This window comes from Lachnospira sp. (assembly GCF_016290755.1).
Lineage (GTDB): Bacteria > Bacillota > Clostridia > Lachnospirales > Lachnospiraceae > Lachnospira > Lachnospira multipara.
Map to the genome: position 1 here is coordinate 112,012 of NZ_JAEEVD010000001.1, position 22,141 is coordinate 134,152.

Here is a 22,141-nt window from a genome sequence, read left to right on the forward strand (position 1 = left end):
CTAATTTCCTAAAAACCGTATTCATAAGCTTCTTTAGGAGTTAATCCATATACAGTTTTAGTTTCATTAGTATCAGGATTTATTACAACTGTATGAGTTTCTTGTTTCATTCTTGGTGGAAGAGTGCCTCCAGTTTCGTATCCCAAACTCTTAGCAACTTGAACACCTAACATATCAATACCTGTTTGTCCTCCAGATATAACTCTAGTTAACTTAAAATATTTAGGCTAGGTTTTATCTTTATTAGATAACATTTCTTGAATATGTTCATTTAATTCTTGGCGTAAAGTTCTTTTTTTATCAGTAGCACTTTTAGGAGTGTCTATAAACTTATTAAATTCTTCATCATATAATAGTTTGCTAAATATATTAGAAGGTGATAAACTATTTATTACTTTAGATATTCTATCATTTCCATTACTATTAGGAAATCTCTAATTTATTATATCAAGTAATTCTCCACCTTCGTTTCCAAGTACTACATTATAAATATATTCTTGAAGAGTATTATTAATGTCTTCAAGTTTATGAGATTTAAGTATTATTAAATCTTCACTTATATTACTTACAAGATATTTTGGAATTGATATTCCTTTCAATTGTATATCCCCGTCAATCCATAATATTTTAGGTTTTCCAAATTTATTTATAATATTTATAGCTGACTATATAGAATATAATACTGGTTGATAAGTTCTACCAGTAGTTCCTAAAAATTCAGTAACTTTATTTAAATCACTGTTAGAAGGTATAACATGCACTAAATCATTAAATGATTCTAAATTAGCTGTACCATTTAAGGGATTATTTAAGGCTTCTTTAATAGAAGCAAATACCTGTGGATCTGCTAAAAGAGATTGTACAATAGCTTCCAGAGAAGAAGATGAATCTATCCTCTTCTCTGAAGCATATTCTACATTATTTATTATTATCGTCGGTTTACAATTATTCACAATTATTATATGCTAAAATTTTACCTTGATTAATTAATCTTAATAATTTTTCCTAGAAACTTACTGCTTCTACATATTGCATATCAGTAGTTAAATAAGGCATTAAATCTATTATATCTTCTAAGGCCATTGAATTATAAGGTCCTATTTGGAATTCTGAATATCCTACAGGAGGAGCGTTGAAGTTATCTTGTTCAATATCACCTCCTAATGCTTCATAAATTGTATCATCTGAATAATCATCTTCTGAATAATTCTGACTATCGTTGCTTAATAAATCTGGGTTAAATTTATATATTTTATATAGTCCAGTTTTATAATCTTTTACTTTTACAAAAGTAGGATATTTTCCGCTTTTAGATTTTTTACTGGTTAGCCAGGTTTGGGATTTTTCAACTGCACAAGATAGTAACATGTCATAGTAATCTATATCTTCCTATGATAAAGTTCCCATAGAATCCATCTATCCTTCCCACTTGAAGAATTTATTTATTTCATTATTTCCTTCATTCTATAAAACTGCATTCTTAAATATAGGAGTTAAAGATAACTATCCCATAGCTCCTCTATTAACTAATAAATTATAGTAGAAGAATAATAATTTTATAGGAATTCCATTATAATCATAGTTCAATTTATCAAAAGCAGAGGTATATTTAACTAACATATTTTTACCATAGTCTGATTGAGTATCCATCATATTTATAGGTAAAGTATAAAGATACTTAAGATGACCTGTAAGAGTTCTATTAGTACTATTTATAATTAATCCCTATATAAAGTCATTCTATCCTATAGTATATCTTATATCAGTCTTTGCATCATTTAAAAATCCTTTCTTTAGATTAGGAATTACTTGAGTTTCCATCCATAATTTAAATGTAGCCTAACCTTCCATTGTTGATAAATCAATTATATGTTCCCCTTGAACTTTTTGAAGTTTCCAATTTTTATCAACAAAATTACCATCAGTTATTCTTACAGAAGTTACTACATCAGAATTTTTATTATCCTTGAAGAATTTAGTTATTATTTTAGCGTCAATATAACTTTGCATATCCCTATAGAATCTTTCTTTATCTCTAGAATTTAACGATGAAGAATCTTCTTTATTAAACTTATGAGCAAAATTATAAAGAATATCAACCTTAGATATACACTTATCAAATAACATAAAATCATCAACTGCTGTTTGAATCATTGCTTTAAAATGAGGAACTGTTCGTATAACATCCAATCTATTTAAAGTTTTTTTAACTAAATCATACATATCGACAGCAGCTTCTTGATAATCAGGATCATACATAAAATTAAATATATTAAAATCTGTTAGAATTCCTAATTTATCAGCTTTTTGAACTACTTCTGAAATAACTGCCTCTGGTTCTGGATAGAACTTAGCGTATCTTTCTTTATTATGATCAATACACCACATCAAGAAATTATAAGAAGTATTACCTTGTTGTTTTATTTTATTTACTTCAGTTCTTATTTTTCTTAACCTATTCTCAAAAGCATTTTCTACAGAATCCAGATAAGTCATTTTTTCTGCCATAGAAGTTTTAATACCTTGATTGATACCCAAATTTCTACCAAGTTCACTTAATTCTTCAGCAGATTCATACATTTCAATAAATAGTTTTAACTATTTAATATCCATATCTTTGATTCTATTTAAGAATTCTTCATATATATCAAGAATTTGATACATGAATCTTTTATGCTAAAATAAATCGTCTGTAGATTTAATAGAGGATAGCTATTGTTTAATAGTATCAATTATACCTAAATATTTACTAGCTATATCATTAAAATTACCTTGTTCAGTATCAAATAATGTCTATAATTCTCTTGGTAAACATTGATAATCATTGTCTTTTTTAGCAAATTCTGGGATTGTAAATACCTGTAATAACTAAATTATGTTATTTCCAGAAGTTGCTGTAGGATTAGGTGAATCAATTATAGACTTCCAACCTTTCGGCAAATATTTATCTATATCTAATCCATTTTGAATTATTCTTAAGGTATTATTTAGATTGTTAAATCCTTCATACTCATCAAATATATTCTTTTCACTTAAAGCAGTAATAGTATTTACAGTATTTGAAGTCATTAAATGAGCAATGTCATTAAAATCAATTCCCATTACAATACCGTAAATATAAACTTTCATTAAGTCTGGATTAGCATTAATCTTAGCAAGAATAAGCTCTTTAGCATTATCGGTAGCAGCAGAAAGTAAAGAACTGTTTACAAGAGAACTATCAGTCATGTAATTTAGCTAGAGCTCAACTATTTCTTTCTAGAATTCAAGACGTGCTCTTTCAGATGCTTTCTAAGAATCAGAGAATGGTGAATTTTCTAAATTGCGTATTGACTAGTTTATCTATTCTATATTATCTAGAATTCTTTGTCTAAATAATGATAAACCAACTTCACCTTCCCAATTTACATTAGCTATAATATTTTTTGCTACATCAACATTGATAGTACCGTCTATATTAGATAATCCATTAAATCTCTTTTCAAAATAAGCATTGCGCTATCTTTTGAATTCAGGAGAATCTACTTCACTTGGATTACCTCTAAGAGCTTCATTATAATAAAATTGTAATGCAAACAGTACTTTAACACCTACAGCAGCAATACCAATACCATCTTTACCCATCATATTCTATTCCATCATATGGAATTTAGTAGCAGGGTTCATAGTATTATAAGATCTTTCACTTTCTCCCATAGTAGAATATACAGCAGCTTCCTGAGATGTCTCCATTTCAATAGGACTATATGCTGCATAAGTATTTTCTGGTAGTCTTGATATTTGATAAATTCTAGCTGTAACTGAGTTTTTAGTAATTTTTAGAAGTTTATCTTTACTTTTTATTTTAGTAAGATATTGAGTATGACTATTAATTAACCTTTCAATTCCTCTTGCAAATTTTTTGAAGTCTGCATTTCCAATATTAGAATCTACAAATAGATTATTTGTTTTAGAAGATTGTACAAAGGTAATTAATTTTTTTAACTTATCTAAATAATTTATTATACTATTTTCCTTCTATTCTTTAGATAATTCTGGATTCTATTTAGTCTATATCATTAATTCTCTTGCATCAAAAGTTTCTTTTAATAAAGAACTAATATCAACAGAATCCTCTGGCATAACATTATTATCTTCAGAACGAGTTATTATCCTATAAATTTGACCATTAGGCATTGGAAATTCTTGCGATTTTTCCAAAGTCTTTATTGAATAAAAATCAAATAATGGTGACCAACTTATATAAGTACCGTCTTCTGTAAATTCACTACCCATTAGATATACTTTATCAATATCATAGTCAGATCCTTGTAAGTAAGCCTGGAAGTGTGAAACATATGCACGGTTTTCCTCAGATTCTGTAAATCCTACAACTTTCATACTCATAAATGATTGTAGAGATTGAGAAGGAATACGAGCAGCAATTAAGTTTAGAGATTCCTAGAATGAAACAAATTTCTTATTTGCAGCTTGATTTAGATGAGATTTAAAATTATAATAATCAACTTCAGGTAACTTAGTTTCATTTAACTATGCCATTAAAGAAACGATAGCAGGATTATCAGTTAATTTTCTTTTAAGAACATCTTTTAAAGATTTATCTATAAACCTCTTTAATAATAAGAAGTCCTCTCCAGATACTACTACAGATAACTATGCTTTAAAATTATTAACTTCTTGGCTATCGATGCCTAAATTATTTTGATTAAAGCTATTGCATATCTCTATAAACTATTCAGGAGTAATAGGATTTTGACCTTTCCAATCCTAAATATTAGCTATGATTTGTTTTATACTTTCCACATATTCAGCATAATGTTTCTCATCCTCATCAGTTTGAATATATGGATTTAATGACCAAGATGTATAAGAATCATCATCAATAAACTATTTGATGTCATCAGTAACTACAAACTCGTTACCAGCGGCATCTCTATATAATTTACAATTGTTCCATGAAGACATTTCTTCTTTGGTATCCTCATCAAGACGTACTGTTTCTCCAGTATCTGGGTCAGTAAATGTACTAGGCTCTATTAATTCATACCCAGCATTTGTAAGATTGCTTTCATTAGCTGAAGATACTATATAAGTATGTCTTCCATTAGATCTTCTTAAAACAATATCATATAAACTACTCTATATTGCTCTAAAGTTATCAATTAACTAATTACGGAAATATTTAAAGTCTATATCACTAACATTGTCTCCTACTTTTATACCGAATTTAGTAGCATATGCTTTAGACATTATTAATTCAGCATCTCTAACTTCTGCTGAACCTTTATCAACTTGTAAAGTTACGATATTTGAATTTTTGTCTTTTATTTGAATAGTTCCTCCTGCATGAACTGCTTTAAAAGCATCTATAACACCCTTTTCAAGTTCAGTATCAATAGCTTGTAAATATCTCTTGATATATCCTCTAGATTCTCTAGTGTCACCTAAATAAGTAGAAATATTGCTCTAATCTACTAAAGCAAGTATTTTATTTTTTAGAGATATAGCTCTTTCACTATAACCATGCTCTCTAGTTATATCCTTTATATTATCTATTACAGACTATATAGAATATTTACTAGGAGATTTTTTATAATCCTACAAGAATTTATTAAACTCCATCCTGTCTCGAACCTATTTAACATCGAATATATTAAACTTTCTACCATTTACAGTAAATGTGGTTCGTGCGGGCTATAGGTTGCGTCCAACAGTATAATCTTGTCTAAATAAGAAATTAGAAGAACGCATTCTATCATACTTTTCTAAAGAATCAAGTTCTATTCTTGCTAAAGGTAACTATAGTCCTTCAGAAGGAATTGACATAATCTCAGTTTCTAATTCACTTAGACCTAAGTCTTGACATAATGCCTAAACTAAAGAATTATGTAAAGAATCCCTTTCATCGGGTTTTTTAGATGCAAGTTCATTTAAAACATCTACATAAGATGGAGCATATTTTTCTATGTTATCAGAATTAGTAAATGCAGACATTCTTTGTAGTGCCTGAGCATATACAGTAGATCTAGCTGCTAAATCCTAACTAAACTAGAATGTTATAGGTATCTTAACATCTTTATGTTGTGATATAATCTAATACCTTCTTAATTGATTTATAGATCGTAGGTATCTTTTCCTAATATCATCAGTTAATATATTTTCAGATGCTTGTTGATTAAAAGTACCATTGGAATCATAAACTCTTATTTTTACAGAACCTTCTTCATAAGTAGAACCTATATAATAGGTAGTTCCATTAATAGTATATTCAAATAAAGGCATTCCTTCTCCTATAGAAGTATTTTCTACAAGTACATAAGAACCTCCTAAATCTAAATCTGCACTTTCAACTACAGGAGATTCTGTAAAAGTATCACTTAGATGATCAACTTTTTGTTTAAATGCCCTACCCTACAAAGTATCTATAAATTTACCTTCTGCATTTTTCATCTTATACACTTTTATAAGATTATATGCAGGAACCATAACTGCACCCATACCAGCATATTTACGTTTAATAGCTGATTTATTAATTTTACTTGTTACAGTTTTAATGATATCGTTCATAATATCATTATTACTCATTGGTAAACTAGTACTTGCAGTAACTATATCAGTAGAATTTTCTATTTCTTTTTGAAGATTTCTTACAATAGCATCTGTTAAATTAGCTTTACCAGATTCTTCTTCAGAATATGCAGATAAAAGAGCTTTACCTAATATTCTATATATTTCTTTGGTATTACCAGTCTAAAAATAATTCTATAGTGCTTTTGTATTAGCAGCCATACTTTGAGCTACTATATTACCTAAGTCAGTGTATACAAATTTTGCCAATTCGTGACCCCAACCATTAGCTTCAAGAGCTGAAATAACCTGGGTCATTTCGCTTAATTCTGAATCGTCAGCATGGTGGTCAGCATCCATTTGAATACCAAAATTAGAAGTAGACATTCTCTTAGATCTTAGAGGGGTATTATCATACCAAGACATAGTACTATTCATATTAGTTTGTCCACTCTTTACAGCAGATTTTCCTACTAGATAGTGAATACCAGCATATTTTAAAGGCTAGAATACATCTTTCTATGTAAGAGGCATATCGAAGGTATAGTACCCATTTTCATCCTAATGGATGTTCTTACCAAGTATACCAAGTTTAGTGGAATCTTCACGTATAAATTCCATTCCAACCTAATTTCCTTGGTGACGTACAAATCCAACATTATTACCAAAGAACGCTAAATTCTTGATTGAAGATTCGTCTTCAACCATTTTACCATCTATAAGTGAACAAGACCATTCAGCTCCAAGAGCCATCCAAAGAGCAAAATTGTTATCGATTCTTCTAACTTCTTGTAATTCCTATAATATATTCATATCTAATTCTCCATATGGAGTTCTAGGAATTATTTCAGAACCATCTTCTCTTACTGGAACTCTTGTTATAGTATAAATATCTTCTCCAGTCTTTTTTATACTTTCTATTCTTATATAAGTGTTTAAATTAGGGTCCCAATAATATTGAGAAGCTAATTCAGACATAGATATAGATCTTCCATTAAATTTTTTAGTAATATCAATTTCTAACCCTGGAATATCTATAACGGAATACCAACTTACACTACTCATTTTATAACGAGTCCTTTTTAATTGTATTCCTTCACGAGGATCTCCGTTAGAAGCAGGCCTCTAATTGATTATAACTCCATTATCATCTCTTTCTGTTATTAATTCAACTCTCGAAGAATTTCTAACCTGTTCATTAGATACTGGGAATAGCGCATATTTTAGTAGAGATGAAGTTCCATAAATATCATTAAAGTAGTGGCCGATAGGTTTTTTTACATCACCAGCATGAGCTCCTTCTAATGAACCATTTTCATATTCAGAGACTACTGGATCACAGAAACCAGCACCATCATGAGCATCTATATCATCTCCATCTAAACCTTTTTTATAATCCCAAACATGGGCAGGTATATCATCAATGCAGGCTACATTATAATAAGTAGCAGTTCCTTCAAGTACTTCCTAGTGTAATGGGTGCATAGTTGCTGGGAAAATAACCATACGTTTAAATTGAGATAGATATCTTCCAGCGTCTTCTTCTTCAAGCCTATCAATTTCATCAGTAGAATTTAAACTCTTAAAATTGTTCTTATGAACATATGCGCCTCCTACAGTAGAATTTATAAATTCCTAAGAGAAATAAGTATCAGCAGCAAAAAAAGCATCTATAATTGGATTTAGAGTTATATTATTAGTTCTAATTCCTCCAGGGCCAGTTATAAAATCAATTTTAGTATCTAGTAACTATTGCTTAGATACTGCTATACCATTTAATCGAGCAATTAATAATTTGCCAGTTACAGGATTTACCCAGTCTTCAATTAATTTTGCTTTTTCTGTATTAAAGTCAGTACCATTTCTTTTAGATAATATGCTAGCTATTCTATTAAATGCATTATCAATTACAGAATTGGGAGTGTCTCCTTTCTAATAGAATAAATTTAAAGAAGAAGCTACTTCTTGTGCAAATCTTAATTTATTTCTGTTTACTATATGCCAATAATAATCATCATTAGCATCTGTAAACATTCTAAAGTAATGTTTTAATACTTGGTTTTCTTTTAATTCTTTTTTAGAACCATCATCAAAGTGTATATTATTTATCTATTCTACATTATTTTGAGTAGATAAAGATTTATATAGTTCTTTAGCATTTTTATAGCCAGAAACTAGTGGAGATTTAATTGAAAATAGCTTATTAATTCTATCAAATAATCCACCATTCCTAGTAACTAGGTTATAAATAGCTTCATAATTTTCACCTTGAAGAATATTTAATTCTAAATCATTTATATCGAATATTCTATTTCCTGTTTGATCAGTCTAAGATACAAAATTCAATAAAACCTTTTTATAGTCTTTAGCAAGATTTCTTTTTAACCTAGAATAAAGTTCTCTTTGAGATGCATAATGAAGACTTCTAAATCCGTTAGCATCCATATTTATAAATCTTAAGTTTGCATCTCCACTATTACCATTTATTTCAATAATATAGTTTCTAGTTTTATCAGAATATACAGTAGGCTAAAATCTTAATACTCCATTTCCTATTACTTCGTTACCAGTTTCATCAGTACCATAGTTCATTAGGAAATCATAGAGCATTGCAGTTTGCATAGATTCTGATGCTGTAAACTTCTTATAAGATTTTATATTAGAAGGGTCTTGACCTTTACCACCAGCTTTTATAGAATAACGTAAGAATAATTCTGGATGTTTTAAAAATAGATTACTAGCTACAACAACTTCTCTAAAATCGTCTTGACTTCCTCCTCCTAAATCTATTCTTTTCTTTATTTGTTCTTCTTCATTTAATCGTTTCTTTGAATCGTTCCATCCTATAAATGTAGTAGCCATTAAGTTAGTTAAACCAGTAGTAGCTACTGAATTACCTTCGATATTTTTAACAGTTCCTTTTGATAATTCACCATTTATAAGCATTCGAGCTTGAGTAATAGCTTTTAAACATTGACTATCATTTCTAGTTCCCTAATAGGCTTTTAATGAAATTCCATCAGTTGTTTTAGGAGAAGTGCTTCTATCTGTTTCATCAATACCTTGATAAAATGCATTTAAGTTTGTATCTGGTTTTATAGATATAAATTTACCATTCTCATCTAAATTAGCATATTCAGGATTGGATTCTATAGTATGTTTAATTATAACTCTAGAAGCCATAGGAATTAATTCTATAAGAGCTTCTAATTTTGTAAGCTCTCTTTTTCTATTAGACTAAGCACTTTCATTTTTAGGAGGTAAAAACTTAGCAAATGCTTCTAATAAATATGGAGTATTTTTAAAACCTTGATTTAAAGTGTCATCAACAAACTAAGTTAGTGTATTTTCAAGAGCTAAATTATATTTATCGGTACTAAATACCCCATAAGGATTTCCACTTACATTTTCTGAACCACTTAAAATACCATAAATTACTTCAGAAGCCCCATTAGAATTAACATATTCTATTTTACTCAAATAACTAGAAGTATCTCCTCTACCTCTAGTGCCTATTTTGTTAGTAAAATATACTCTAAATTTAGCTCCATTTATATGAGGTAGTTCAAGAATGAGTTTACCACTAGCATCTCCAGTAGGATTTGAACTAGGATTGTATATTTTATATACATTAGCAAGTCTTCTGGTTTCCTCAGGAGTTCTTCTTAAAGCTTGATTTTGATTTTCTATAGCTTGTCTAATAGAATACTCTCTATTGCTTGCAGTAGTATCTCTAGACTCTTTTACTTTTATAGTTTTAGATTCATAATCCCATTCATAATTTAAGAATATATTCTAAATACTTTTATCAATTACAGAAGAAACATAATTTAAGTAACTTGGAACTTTACCTACTGCAAAATCAGTCTAATTCTATAGGTTTCTTATTATTTGTGCTAGGGAATATCCTTTACTTAGAGGATCTAGAGTATAAATTCTCCTTTTTACAGAATATAAAACATTTTTAACAAGTCTATCATTTGCTCCAAATGAAAAACCAGATTGCAATGCAGTGTCGATGAGTTTAGGGATAAATTCTCCCATATTAGCCTTAGATTCTTGTACTTGATTTCTTAATTTATCATTCATAAATACTTGCTAGAATGCAAAGGTAAAATCAGCAAGAGTCATATTCTATTCACTTAATTTTAAAGAATCATTCTCTGAGTATTGATTATATTCGTACATAGGAATAGATTCTATGATAAGGTTAGTAATACTACCAAGTTCATCCAAAGCATTAATATCATCACTAGTTCTCCATGTTTTTACAAGACCTGTTTTATCTACTATACGGTATTTATTATCAGTAATGTCAACTTCTCTATTGACATTATTCTAATCAATTTGTATAGTATCTTTTAAGAAATGTTTAGCAAGAGTATCAAAGTTATTAAGCATTACCCAAGCATTATATGCACGTAAAGCTAAAGACGCATCATCGCTTTGAGTACGTCTCTAGAATAAATCATTTAACATATCTTCATTAAATGTCTTAAACAACTCTTGTGCTTTACTTTTTAAAGATGTTTTAGAATTAGCAACATACTTACCATCTTTAAACAATAGTATTCTTTGAGAATTTATATCAGATATGCCACTCTTTTTACAATAATATTCTGTAATTATGTCAGCTAAACTTTGTTTAAAACCTGCAATTCTCTAATTTAACTAATCAATTCCTTGAATAATTTCACCATTTTCATAGTCAATTAAGAACGAACCAATTAAACCAAATTTAAAAGTTTTTTCCATTTCAAGTTGAGCTGCTTGTGCAGAATGATATAAATCATGTAATTCTCTATATACAAACTACCTAACAAGGTAGTCGCTATTCTCCTGGGGATCAGGAGAATTAGCGATCTACATGTTAGTATTTGTTTCATTTAATTTAGATTCTGATTCTGGATTTACTATTATCTCTGCAACAGAATTTGCATTATTAATTATAGTTTGAAGATTATCCCTCTATAAAGCAGTTCCTTTGTAAAGCCTACTCTAAAGTCTAATTTTACAATATTCAGATAACTTCTAAGCTACAAATTCAATTGCAGCAGGATCAGTCATATCAATGGGTTTCTATAATTCTTTACCTATTCTCCTAGCTACAGATTCTATAGTATCAGAATTAGGATCAAATGTTGAAAACTCTTTAAATATAATAGCAAAATTTAAAGAATCGCTAATAGTACACTTACTCATTATTTATAATATATTATTTACATTATGTTAAAATCTTTACAAAGATAATAAAAATTTATCAAATCATTTGTCTTAAAGAGACTAAAATATTACTGCAGGGCTATATATTTAATTCATTTTTTAGCTCTTCTATCTATTGTAATAACTAGGCAGTACTATCTGCTATTTCTGGAATATCCATATAACTAGCTTCTAATTCATCATAAACATTAGCTAACTCTCTTAGCTCTTCTTTATTATTCATTTTAGACCAATCTAAACCACCACCAACAATATCACAAAATTTACTAAGAACCTCCTTTATTTTCTATATTTGTTCTGGAGTTAGTTCTTGCTACTATTCTACTGGAGGTTGTTCTATAGGAATTTTTGAAAGTTCTTTACCTGCATTATCAATAGTTACACTAAATCTCTAATTATTAGCATCTTCTACAGTGAGTGTAAATTTATTAACCGAACTAATATAAATACCATTAATTAATTTCCAACTTTTACTGTCTAATAATTGACTTAACCATAATACCTTAAATTTACCAGAAGAATCCTTAAATATTAATATCTAATCTTCATTTTTAATATCAGAAGCTACTTGTGTATTATAAAATATCTATATAGAACATAGTAGTGAATCAATACTCCAAGTCAAACCTCTCTAATATGCTTCAAGACTATTCTTCAAAGCAGTTTTTATAGTATTTAAAACTTCCTATTTAGATTCTGGAGTGAATTCATCATTTTCATCATAGAATTCTACAGCACCCATAACCTCATTAACTTTAGCCTCTATAGGATCAGTCTATGGCTGTGAACTTTCTCCAGAACCCATTATTGGTTCATCGTTAAGTTCTTCTATTGGAATTCCTTTAGCTTCTGCGTATAATTCTTTAGCTTCTTCAGCAGCTTCATCATACCAATCACTGTATTCATATAATGGAATTCCTCTAACTTTATCATTATCAGATCCTAATTGAGTGCATAAAGCTAATGTATCGTCAAGACTTAAATGTAAACTAGCAGTTTGAAGTGCAGACCTAAATTTAAATGTATCTGATATAGATCCAGCTAAATAAGCTATTTCATCAGGACTTTCTTCTTCAGTACGTAAATATTGTGCATTATAGAAAATACCTTTATTTAGAGGATTTCTTGCAGCTTGAATATCATCTCTTGAACCATAATTACCTAAATTATTATCTAAGAAATCCATTAATAATTGATTTTCTTGAGCTATAGTAGAACCATCATTAAGTAATTGACATTCTTGATATTCATCTACTTGAGTAAACCCTAAAGTTCCAAAGAACTGTGCAATAGTGAATGGTATATTTGCCCAAGTTTTAGATTGACTAAAATTTCCTATAAATTTAACCGCATTTTCATTAGCACCAGTATTTGAAGAAAATGGTACATCAAATATTTCATCCGATGAAACTCCTTCTATAGTATAACCAGACTCATTCATTAAAGTTATTAAACCATTCCTTAGTTTATTAACTATTTCTAGGTCATTGTACTATATATTATTAAAATTCTAAGTTAATCCTAACTTATCAAATATATCAGAGTCTATAGGAATTCCTGTATATTCCCAATCTCCTCTTCCTTTAAATACTATACCCTAATCTATAGTTGCTCTAGAAGACTCTTTTACATTTGAGAATATAATTTTAGCACTAGCATTATGTAATAACTTATTTATAACTATAGACAATCTTTTAGCTTCTTCTAAAGTTTCTATAGTTATTTGTTTATATCTAATATTAGATTTACCTATGAATATTTCATCTCTAAGTTCATCTACAGGTTCATTATTTTGAGTTTTACGAATAGCTTCTATCAAATCTGCTTGTAAATTAAACAACGTATGTAATAAACGAGTTCCTGTAGTCTAATTTCCCAAAGAAGTTCTCTTATTTTTATCCTATATGATATTATTTACAAGGTTAATAGTATTTTTCACATATTCAGAAAAGCTTACAGCTTTAGGGGACGCTACAACAAACCTTACTAAACCATTACCTAGTCTTTTATTATATTCATCCTAAGCTTCTTTAGAAGCAGTTCCTGTCTATGAATCAATAGATTTTAACAAGTCTGTATAAGCCTGTCTCCATGCCTAAAATAATACATTTTTATTACCTTTTACAGAATAAATAGTATTTCCTTCAGCTGCACTATCGCTAGGATTTAAAGTAAAGTAATATTTACCATTTTTCTGATAGTATAGCAAATGTTCATTTAAAGTAAATACAACTATAGGTTTACCTGCTAAATCTTTAGCTCCTGACTAGTCAGAGATATGTTGTATAGCTTTTATATTACTACTTAATATAGCTGGATCTGAAAACAGCATTCCAGGCTACTAAACAAATTCATTGTAATCGACACCTTCACCTAGATAGTCAGTAGTAGCTTCATCTGAACCATATATTAAAGCTCCAGTTAATTTTCCACTAGATGGATTAAAGTTAGGTATTGAAATGTATCCAACTTCTCCAGAATTATAAATTCCCTGAACTCTCATACCATTTTTTAAAGTCCAATAGCTTTTGAAAGTCATATAATCTAATTTAAACAGTAACTACATTATTCGTTTAAATTGATTAATAGAATTATTAAATTTCTACTACTAATCTGGAGTTAAGTTAGCTTCCATACCTTTTTTAACAAGCTATATCATAGTTAGATATTTAGCCATAGTAGCGGTATGAGCTAATTTTGCAAAAGATACTTCAAAATTACCTATTTTAGCGACTACTAATCTTTTAGGAATCTCAGTATCATCGGCTACAATAGTAGAACCCCTATCAACTTCCCGATCTGTACTATTATTATTATATAATTTTATAGAATACTCTGCATTAGGTACATTTACACCTCCTACAAGTTCCTAGTAGACATTTCCTACACTTAATCCTATATTAGACAAAGTATCTCTATTTTGACTTATAAACTAGTATAAAATATCCTATAATCTATCAGATATCATTTTCTAATTTGTTGGATTAGAATTATCCATATCTAGTAGGGTAGTTCTTATATTAGCTAAAGCAATTTCAGCCTATTTATAGATTTCATAGAAATTACTAGGAATATTTACAGTATCTGATATTGAATGTGCTGATTGATTTTTATTATATACAGATAGACAGTTTTTATCCTAGTTCCAAGCTATAAACTATGTAGTAGGATTATACCTAGTCCCCTAGTCATAAGTTACAAATGGAGCTAATAAAGCATTAAGATTCTCTGGTAATAAATTATACTAAGGCTATCCATTAACCATAGTATAAGTTCTTTTAGGAGTACCCATCTACATTAACTAATAACTACCATCCTAATTTTTCTAAAACGCAACACTAGTTTGAGTAATTAATCCAGAGTACATCTTTAATCCAAGATCTCCATTCTTTTCAATAAGGTTCATAACCTCATTCTATGATGGAATAACTATTTCTCGTACCCTATTTGCAGTTAAGTCATTTACTCCTGTTCCAGCAGTTCTTGGGCTTCTCTAAGACGGTTGAATTGGAGATTCACATTTTACTAAATTTTTCTAAGCTAAAACACCTAATGGAATATTCTTGAAAACAGTTCCAGTATACTTTCCGTTCTAATCATATTCTGATACATTACATAATGTATTTTCCCCGTTATTAATTAGTTTAGTTATTTTATAGTATTTTTTATTACCCCCTTCAACTATACTATACCATTGTTGTTCCTAATAATCAGAAGTATTAGAAGGATCTTTGGTATTATATAACTATATTTTAAATTTTTCAAAATCAGATCTCTTAGTTTTTCCAGTAGCTCTATAAGCTTCTGCTGTTTTAGGAGTTACTAGTATTGAAAATACAGTATATTTAAATCCACCGTCCCTTATAGAATCTATTAGTTCTTCTACAGTATTAAATGACTACACATAAGGACCTATCTTTAAAGTACCATCTCTATAGTCATCATATTGTTTTTCTGTCTAATATCTAACTAAAGTAAGATTCTATGTAGAAGGATCATAAGAATTTCTTATAGTATCTAGATTATTTAATAACTAGTCTAAAGTTAATACCTAAATTTCACCATTAGATATTGGAGGATATCCACCTCCAGTCTATGGCTATGGAGGAGTTTCTGGATCAGGGTCTGGCAATGGGTCAATTGTTGGTCCATCTCCTTGGGGAATTTCATCTCCAGATGGGGGAGGAGGATTTCCATTATCAGTACCTCCCTAAGTTCCTATAGGGGGCTCTCCTGCTGGGCCAACAATAGGTACTTCTGGATTAGAACCTCCACCAGTAGTAGGAGGTTCAGTAGAAGATCCTGTAGTATCAGTAGGTGTAGTAGTCTCACCTACATTAGTTGTATTAGCTGGAGTTTCACCAGTAGTTTGTTCAGAGGTTGCATTTTCAGAAGGAGTATATCCTTCAAGAAGAGACTCATAAATACCTTTTTGAGTTTCATTATATGCTTGAAGCATCTAAGTATTAGGTTTGATATCATTTATAGTAGCGATATCCTTTTCCTAAAATGATTCAAAACCTAATAATTCACTTAACCCATTATCATAAATTATACTTCCATGTATTGACCTAGATATAACTGTATTAAAACTTCCTAAAAAATCAAGAATAATCTTTATCTAATCAGCATCTAACTAATCCTAATCAGCATCAAGATTACCTAACTTATTAAGATAATTTTCTCTCCAATTTATATCTACTATACAATATTTACGTTCAGAACCTTGGATACTTTTCTCCTGGAAGAAATCAACAGCACTTTTTAATTCTAGTTGATTTTCTAACTAATCTTGGGTAAATTCTCCACTAGTTTCTATAAAATCTTTAATAGAAGTATCGGTTGGATCGTATACATAAGCAATTTTTTCACCTTCATCAAGATTTCTTATTAATTGCTTAAGAGTTCTAACTACTTCTATTTTTCCAGCAGGCAGTAATTTAGAGTTTCCATTTTCTCTTGAAGAAGCTGGTCTCTATCTCAGCACCTCTCCTTTTAATCCATTATCAGATAAAGCTCCTACAAATTTAGCATCATGTAATACTTTATTCCTTAGATGCTCTAAGAAACTACGTGGATTTGTTATAGGTATATCTGGGTTTTGTCCATTTAAGATTCCCCAAGTGTATTGTTCTACTATTTTAGTACTTAAAATATTATTATCTCTTTTTGCAACATTAGAAGGACGCATAGAACAAGTTAATTCCCAAGGAGAAGGAATCATTGTTACATCAATAGAATCTATGATATTATTATATCCAGGAATATCCCAAGTTTTATTAGTTTTACCTTGTTTTAAATCTCCAGCAGTTATTAATAAGATATTGTTTCTTTTACAATATTCCCCTAAAGCATATAATTCAGAAGCAGTAAAGAAAGTAACCTCATCAATAAATATAAAGTTAGGAGGATTTTGGTTATTAAAACCATCTACTATAGATTGTTTTAACTTTCTTTCTACTTTATCATTTTCTGGATCTGGTCTAGAAGTTATATTAAAATCCCAACTATGTACTTTATTTAATTCTTCTACAGTTATTCCTAATAAATTTTTTATTAGCTCTTCCTTATCATAAACTGTATTATTGCTAACATCAACATTAATATCAGTAGCTAATTTTTCAGCTTGATTTTTAAGAGGTCCTGCTGTTACAGTTTTTATAGGTGTCGTAGAATTATTCTTTAACATCTAATATACTATCATCATAACAGCAGAAGTTTTCCCTGCACCAGATACTCCTTGTACAAGCACAGTATTTAATACTGAAGGTTTATTATTGTCTTCTGTTTTTAATAAAGCCTCTAAAGTATTTAAAAATTCTTTATTATGAGCTATTGTCCAAACGAATTGAATATCAGCTCTTTGGGCAGGCAATGGTATAATATTAGTATCATTAGCATCCATCCACTATTTATATAAATAATGGAAATCTCCAGACTTATAACCTATAATAGACATTAGATAGGTTAGTTCACCCATCATAGTTATATTATTAGGCTCAGTATCCTTAGTAATATTTGTAGTATTAACTCCTAATTGATCTTTATTATCAATATATTTTTTAAATATTACATTATATACCTCTTCTGGAGTATTATTCTAAAGAAGTTCTTGAACTCTATCATAGATAGCATTTTCAATAGCCATTCTTTCTTTAGAAATCTATATTTGATCATCTGTAGAAATAATAGGATTTTTCTCTTCAGCATATTGTTTTAGGGTAGTAGCATTATCTATAGCTTCTCTAATTGTTTCATTTATAAAAGGTTCTCCACCAATTAATTTATCAACTCCTGGACTAACCTTATAAAATTCACTATCAGGATTTCCTACTATATTAAAGGCTATCTAATCTAATTTAGTTCCTAACTTAGTCTACTCCATTAAAGACTATCTACTATTATACTCATCTAAAGACATTATAAACTAAATTTTTGATTCTATCTAATTTAAGTCTTGGTAGAATGTATAAGCACTTGTAGAATCAATTTCTCCTAATTCTTGGCTACCAGATATCATGTTCATTAATCTATTAAAGTCCATGATATTGTCTTTAATAAGAGGATCAGTTTGAGCAGCTCTAACTAATGACTTAACTTGTTCGATTACTAATAAAGCATTTTCAAAATCTTCATGAGTTAAATCACCATCAAGTACAAATTTAGCTATTTCACCACCTTTAGTTTGTAATTTAAACCTTGTTTCAGCATCTTTTAGAAGTTGAATAATATTACGCTCTTCTCCAGTAGTTGTAACTATAATTTGACTTAATAAATCATATATAGGATTTTGAGTAGTATTTAAAGCTATTTGATTTATTTCATCATTTAATGTAAAGATTTCTTGGTTAGATCTTTTGAAATTATCAAATATACCACTTTGAATAAGGTCTTTTAAATCCTTTACATCTGTATCAGAATCATCCATACTATCAAGAGCTTGCATAAGTTCTTGAATTTTCTAATCAAGATTATTTGCAGTTAAATTTGTTAAAAATTTATTGTAAGCTTCAGCTAACTATTCATTATTTGTCCACTAATATACCTAATCAGTGTAATCAACTAATCCTAAGTCTACATCGCTTATCTTAAGAATTTCCTCTTTAATATCCAATATAGTATCCATTAACTCACTATCAACATAACCTCCTTGATTACTACTAGCTAAAGTCTAAAGGTTATCTCTAAGAGCAGCTAATAAATTTATTTTTTGCCTTGCCATTTGTGATGCAGGATCAGATTCATCTAATAATGGTTCTAAATCAGTTCCAACTATAGGAACCACATTAGGATTAAACCAAGCATTTAATTGCTGTGATACACTACCATCTCCAGTAATAGTGAATCTACGCATTACATCAAATGGATTTTCTAATTTAGATAATTCCTAGGCTTTTTTAGCTAACTAATCATCTGTAAGACCTTCTGTTTTAAACATTAAGTCATATAAATCCTGAATTGATACATTTACATCCTATAATTCATTAGTTTCTGGATTAGGTAACTATATAGTTATTTGAAGGTCCATAAAAGCTTTACGACCTTCTACATAATTTTTAGCATTTTCACCTAACTACATTAACTATTGACCAAACTACTTATTCATTTTCATAAATAAATCATAGCCTCTAGTAACTTCATCAGTTGCACTACCGTTTAAATATTCTTGGTATTCTCCTTGAGCACGTTCTCTTTCATAAGCAGTTAATTCATTAAACTTCTTATAATATTTATCTTCTGCAAAGTCTCTAAAAGTAATACGAGCAAAAGGAGCTACCATATTAGCATTACCTGCCCAAAGCATTAACCCTGTGTAATACTATTGATTTTCAGCACTAAAGTATTCTTCACGTTGTTTACGTAATTCTTCAAGTTCTTTTTTAGTAAGGTCAAGTTCCTCTTGCCAGTTAGCATTGCTGCGTTTTTCTTCATCCGAAACACTCTCTAACTGTTGAATTTTATTATAAACCTACAGGAATTTATCAGCAAGACTATTGTAATCCTATAATAGTTTACCTACAACTGGAGAAGACATTAAATGATTATAGCGAAGGCTCTTCATAATATCAGACTCTTCAATACCATCTCCAGCTATCAAACCAGAGTCTGATAAATTCATATTTTCTTTATCAAGTACTGTTTCAATATTATTAATATATTTCAACATTAATTGATAAGCAGCTTCATTCTAATTATCGGTATCAGTAGCTTCTGAATATATAGTATTACCATCTTTATCAACTCCTACAAATTTAGTTCCTAAGTTAGCATTACCTAACATTTTATGCTTACGTAGATAATTAAGAGAATTCATTAATTCTTCTTTTTCTCCGTTTCTTATCTAATAAATAAGCATTTGATTAGCCTTAATATTATTAGGGTCATACTCCTATCCTTCAAGTTTAGGTCTTGCTATATGGTAAGCATTAGTAGCTTCAAAAATTCCACCACCAATCATACCTCCAAAGAATGATTGACCGTATCTTTCTAAGATATTATCCCAAGCACTTACTTTAGTACCTCCACTAAATTCAGATAAGATATTGAAGGTACTTTTTGTAACATCATACAATAATTCTTCAGTAACTTCTTCAACACCTTCAGCAAGCATATTTGCTCCAATAGATTTAGCAGTGTCTGCTAAAGTTTGTCCTGCATGTCTATTATGCATAGTACGAGCGAAACTAGCTCCTTTATCAAACATCTTTTTAAAGACTCCGACTTTTTCAGCAGTTTCTGTTGCAGCTTTAGCAGCATTTACAGTTTCTCCAGCTAAATCTCCCCTAGCAACCTATATAATAGCATCCTTAATTTGCTACTTTTGTAAACGTAACTCTGGTAATACATGTTCACCAATATCTGTACCCATAAGAGCGTACATACCTGAAAAATATCCCCAGAATAATGCAGCAGCCTCTAAATCAGATGCCCCTTCTTCTTTAGCATCTTGATAAGCCTAAAATGAAGATGTACCTGCCATAAATAGACGTGACAAGTTTCTACCAACATTCTAGTAATCTTTCATATAATTTGCTGCCCATCTTTCTGATTTTTCAAAAGCAGCAGCCTTCATTTCTTCAGGACCTAATTTAAACATTGTCTATAAAGCTTGCTATCTTGTAGGAGCCATTTCTTGCATATACTCAACAGCTTTTGCTTGAGCAGCTTTATCTAACTCTGATACTTGGCCAGCTTTTTTAGAGATATCATATTGTTTCATTTTAAAGACTTTGGGAGCCTTTGTAAATAACCATCTCTACTCATATAACTATAAAGCAACATCAGAAATCATATTAAGAGTACTTTCTGAGTTAAAGAAACTCTATTGTCCAGCTTCAGATACTTTATTATTATCAAATTGCATTGCAAAAGCTTCTATAGTATTTGCTATACTATGATCATCAGTAGCAAGTCCAAAAGTAGATTTATATATAATAGGTAATACTTTAGCCATTTCATCAGCAATATTAAATGCTACATAGGCAGTATTTACATAAGGTATAAACAATGGCACAATTCTCATAGCATTTTTAGCTAAAGATCCTACAAATGTCTTATCAAGACCGTCAGAATCAAAGAAATCGTATTTATTAGCTACAGAACCATCCTTAGTTATTATATCAAATGGAGAGAGTATCTATTTACCATAAGGCTCTTTTCCATTTAATTTTTCATAATAATAGGTTCCAGTTTTTTCATTAACTTTTGGCTGTCCTTTCTAATAGTATATTTTAGAAGGGTCGTTAGTAGGATTACCATTAATATCAGCATCAAATTCCCATGTAGCTAATGCTACTGGATCAAACCAGTTTCTAAATAACCAAGAATCATTTGGAGACTCTGACCATGTCTTAGTAGTAGGATCCCAAACTTTTTCATTCTAGGCTATTTCTTGAGGAGTCATAGTAGGATCACTAGTATATCCTATTCGCTCAATACCGAATCTTCTTTTATCTGGATTATAGATATTTTTAATCTAAAAATCTCTACTATCGAGTCCTTTTTTACGCTAATCTTCACTTACCCAAACATTATTATAACTAAATATAGCTTTAGCTGTATCAGGATGACTAGTTTCTTCAGCTAGTTCCTGATACTATCCTAAAACTCTATCATAATAATCATTAAATTTAGCTTTATCAAATTTACCATTGCTCTAGAATTCAGGTGAATCTTGTATAAGAGCACTGTTTAAGTATCTATCTCTTTCATAGATAGATGTATTATTACTAGTTATACCAGCATTTATGAAATCAGTAGCTGTAAAACTAGGATTAGCCATAGTAGAAAGTATCCAATCGTTTGCTTTATTATCCATTATAATTCACTTTTAGATCGTGGTTGATTAAAA

Annotated in this window: 29 protein-coding genes; all 29 read right to left on the bottom strand. The window is 29.5% G+C overall.

Features of this window, described 5'->3' with window-relative positions; genetic code table 11:
- Nucleotides 1-8: 8 nt before the first annotated feature.
- The 29 genes from QVA17_RS00835 to QVA17_RS00975 all read right to left on the bottom strand — a co-directional run bounded on the left by QVA17_RS00835 (nucleotide 9) and on the right by QVA17_RS00975 (nucleotide 22,108).
- Nucleotides 9-173, bottom strand: coding sequence for a hypothetical protein (locus QVA17_RS00835; RefSeq protein ID WP_287385741.1), 165 nt, complete (start codon nucleotides 171-173; stop codon nucleotides 9-11).
- Nucleotides 174-434: 261 nt separating this feature from the next.
- Complete coding sequence (locus tag QVA17_RS00840) at nucleotides 435-599, bottom strand: hypothetical protein (protein WP_287385743.1); 165 nt, start codon at nucleotides 597-599, stop codon at nucleotides 435-437.
- Between the two features lie 66 nt (nucleotides 600-665).
- Nucleotides 666-953, bottom strand: coding sequence for a hypothetical protein (locus QVA17_RS00845; protein ID WP_287385744.1), 288 nt, complete (start codon nucleotides 951-953; stop codon nucleotides 666-668).
- A 52-nt stretch (nucleotides 954-1,005) separates the two neighbouring features.
- Nucleotides 1,006-1,368, bottom strand: a complete 363-nt coding sequence (locus QVA17_RS00850) for a hypothetical protein (protein ID WP_287385745.1) — start codon at nucleotides 1,366-1,368, stop codon at nucleotides 1,006-1,008.
- A gap of 471 nt (nucleotides 1,369-1,839) precedes the next feature.
- The gene (locus tag QVA17_RS00855; RefSeq protein ID WP_287385746.1) at nucleotides 1,840-2,580 is read right to left on the bottom strand and encodes a hypothetical protein; all 741 of its coding nucleotides are present in this window, start codon (nucleotides 2,578-2,580) and stop codon (nucleotides 1,840-1,842) included.
- A gap of 288 nt (nucleotides 2,581-2,868) precedes the next feature.
- Nucleotides 2,869-3,228 (bottom strand): hypothetical protein, encoded by a 360-nt coding sequence (locus QVA17_RS00860; RefSeq protein ID WP_287385747.1) that lies wholly within the window; start codon nucleotides 3,226-3,228, stop codon nucleotides 2,869-2,871.
- A 270-nt stretch (nucleotides 3,229-3,498) separates the two neighbouring features.
- Nucleotides 3,499-3,627: a hypothetical protein gene (locus QVA17_RS00865; protein WP_287385748.1), complete on the bottom strand. Its 129-nt coding sequence runs from the start codon at nucleotides 3,625-3,627 to the stop codon at nucleotides 3,499-3,501.
- Between the two features lie 423 nt (nucleotides 3,628-4,050).
- Nucleotides 4,051-4,380 (bottom strand): hypothetical protein, encoded by a 330-nt coding sequence (locus tag QVA17_RS00870; RefSeq protein WP_287385750.1) that lies wholly within the window; start codon nucleotides 4,378-4,380, stop codon nucleotides 4,051-4,053.
- Nucleotides 4,381-6,093: 1,713 nt separating this feature from the next.
- Complete coding sequence (locus QVA17_RS00875) at nucleotides 6,094-6,282, bottom strand: hypothetical protein (RefSeq protein WP_287385752.1); 189 nt, start codon at nucleotides 6,280-6,282, stop codon at nucleotides 6,094-6,096.
- 129 nt (nucleotides 6,283-6,411) lie between these two features.
- Nucleotides 6,412-6,585, bottom strand: coding sequence for a hypothetical protein (locus QVA17_RS00880; protein ID WP_287385753.1), 174 nt, complete (start codon nucleotides 6,583-6,585; stop codon nucleotides 6,412-6,414).
- Between the two features lie 177 nt (nucleotides 6,586-6,762).
- Nucleotides 6,763-7,005 (bottom strand): hypothetical protein, encoded by a 243-nt coding sequence (locus QVA17_RS00885; protein WP_287385755.1) that lies wholly within the window; start codon nucleotides 7,003-7,005, stop codon nucleotides 6,763-6,765.
- A 360-nt stretch (nucleotides 7,006-7,365) separates the two neighbouring features.
- Nucleotides 7,366-7,632: a hypothetical protein gene (locus tag QVA17_RS00890; protein WP_287385757.1), complete on the bottom strand. Its 267-nt coding sequence runs from the start codon at nucleotides 7,630-7,632 to the stop codon at nucleotides 7,366-7,368.
- Between the two features lie 1,464 nt (nucleotides 7,633-9,096).
- Nucleotides 9,097-9,513 (bottom strand): hypothetical protein, encoded by a 417-nt coding sequence (locus QVA17_RS00895; RefSeq protein ID WP_287385759.1) that lies wholly within the window; start codon nucleotides 9,511-9,513, stop codon nucleotides 9,097-9,099.
- A 48-nt stretch (nucleotides 9,514-9,561) separates the two neighbouring features.
- Entirely contained in the window at nucleotides 9,562-9,750 is a 189-nt protein-coding gene (locus tag QVA17_RS00900; protein ID WP_287385761.1) for a hypothetical protein, read from the bottom strand.
- A gap of 150 nt (nucleotides 9,751-9,900) precedes the next feature.
- The gene (locus tag QVA17_RS00905) at nucleotides 9,901-10,047 is read right to left on the bottom strand and encodes a hypothetical protein (RefSeq protein ID WP_287385762.1); all 147 of its coding nucleotides are present in this window, start codon (nucleotides 10,045-10,047) and stop codon (nucleotides 9,901-9,903) included.
- Nucleotides 10,048-10,440: 393 nt separating this feature from the next.
- Nucleotides 10,441-10,656: a hypothetical protein gene (locus tag QVA17_RS00910; RefSeq protein ID WP_287385764.1), complete on the bottom strand. Its 216-nt coding sequence runs from the start codon at nucleotides 10,654-10,656 to the stop codon at nucleotides 10,441-10,443.
- 1,909 nt (nucleotides 10,657-12,565) lie between these two features.
- Nucleotides 12,566-13,231, bottom strand: coding sequence for a hypothetical protein (locus QVA17_RS00915; protein WP_287385766.1), 666 nt, complete (start codon nucleotides 13,229-13,231; stop codon nucleotides 12,566-12,568).
- Between the two features lie 156 nt (nucleotides 13,232-13,387).
- Nucleotides 13,388-13,609, bottom strand: coding sequence for a hypothetical protein (locus QVA17_RS00920; RefSeq protein WP_287385767.1), 222 nt, complete (start codon nucleotides 13,607-13,609; stop codon nucleotides 13,388-13,390).
- A gap of 522 nt (nucleotides 13,610-14,131) precedes the next feature.
- Nucleotides 14,132-14,329 (bottom strand): hypothetical protein, encoded by a 198-nt coding sequence (locus QVA17_RS00925; RefSeq protein ID WP_287385769.1) that lies wholly within the window; start codon nucleotides 14,327-14,329, stop codon nucleotides 14,132-14,134.
- Between the two features lie 1,671 nt (nucleotides 14,330-16,000).
- Nucleotides 16,001-16,249 (bottom strand): hypothetical protein, encoded by a 249-nt coding sequence (locus QVA17_RS00930; protein WP_287385771.1) that lies wholly within the window; start codon nucleotides 16,247-16,249, stop codon nucleotides 16,001-16,003.
- A 516-nt stretch (nucleotides 16,250-16,765) separates the two neighbouring features.
- Nucleotides 16,766-17,479, bottom strand: coding sequence for a hypothetical protein (locus QVA17_RS00935; RefSeq protein WP_287385773.1), 714 nt, complete (start codon nucleotides 17,477-17,479; stop codon nucleotides 16,766-16,768).
- The gene (locus QVA17_RS00940) at nucleotides 17,480-17,695 is read right to left on the bottom strand and encodes a hypothetical protein (protein ID WP_287385774.1); all 216 of its coding nucleotides are present in this window, start codon (nucleotides 17,693-17,695) and stop codon (nucleotides 17,480-17,482) included.
- Between the two features lie 540 nt (nucleotides 17,696-18,235).
- Complete coding sequence (locus tag QVA17_RS00945; RefSeq protein ID WP_287385775.1) at nucleotides 18,236-18,736, bottom strand: hypothetical protein; 501 nt, start codon at nucleotides 18,734-18,736, stop codon at nucleotides 18,236-18,238.
- 225 nt (nucleotides 18,737-18,961) lie between these two features.
- Nucleotides 18,962-19,144, bottom strand: coding sequence for a hypothetical protein (locus tag QVA17_RS00950; RefSeq protein ID WP_287385777.1), 183 nt, complete (start codon nucleotides 19,142-19,144; stop codon nucleotides 18,962-18,964).
- 240 nt (nucleotides 19,145-19,384) lie between these two features.
- Entirely contained in the window at nucleotides 19,385-19,570 is a 186-nt protein-coding gene (locus QVA17_RS00955) for a hypothetical protein (RefSeq protein WP_287385778.1), read from the bottom strand.
- 222 nt (nucleotides 19,571-19,792) lie between these two features.
- Nucleotides 19,793-19,957, bottom strand: coding sequence for a hypothetical protein (locus QVA17_RS00960; protein WP_287385780.1), 165 nt, complete (start codon nucleotides 19,955-19,957; stop codon nucleotides 19,793-19,795).
- A 222-nt stretch (nucleotides 19,958-20,179) separates the two neighbouring features.
- Nucleotides 20,180-20,494, bottom strand: a complete 315-nt coding sequence (locus QVA17_RS00965) for a hypothetical protein (protein ID WP_287385782.1) — start codon at nucleotides 20,492-20,494, stop codon at nucleotides 20,180-20,182.
- A gap of 618 nt (nucleotides 20,495-21,112) precedes the next feature.
- Complete coding sequence (locus tag QVA17_RS00970; RefSeq protein ID WP_287385784.1) at nucleotides 21,113-21,313, bottom strand: hypothetical protein; 201 nt, start codon at nucleotides 21,311-21,313, stop codon at nucleotides 21,113-21,115.
- 633 nt (nucleotides 21,314-21,946) lie between these two features.
- The gene (locus QVA17_RS00975; protein WP_287385785.1) at nucleotides 21,947-22,108 is read right to left on the bottom strand and encodes a hypothetical protein; all 162 of its coding nucleotides are present in this window, start codon (nucleotides 22,106-22,108) and stop codon (nucleotides 21,947-21,949) included.
- Between the last annotated feature and the right edge of the window lie 33 nt (nucleotides 22,109-22,141).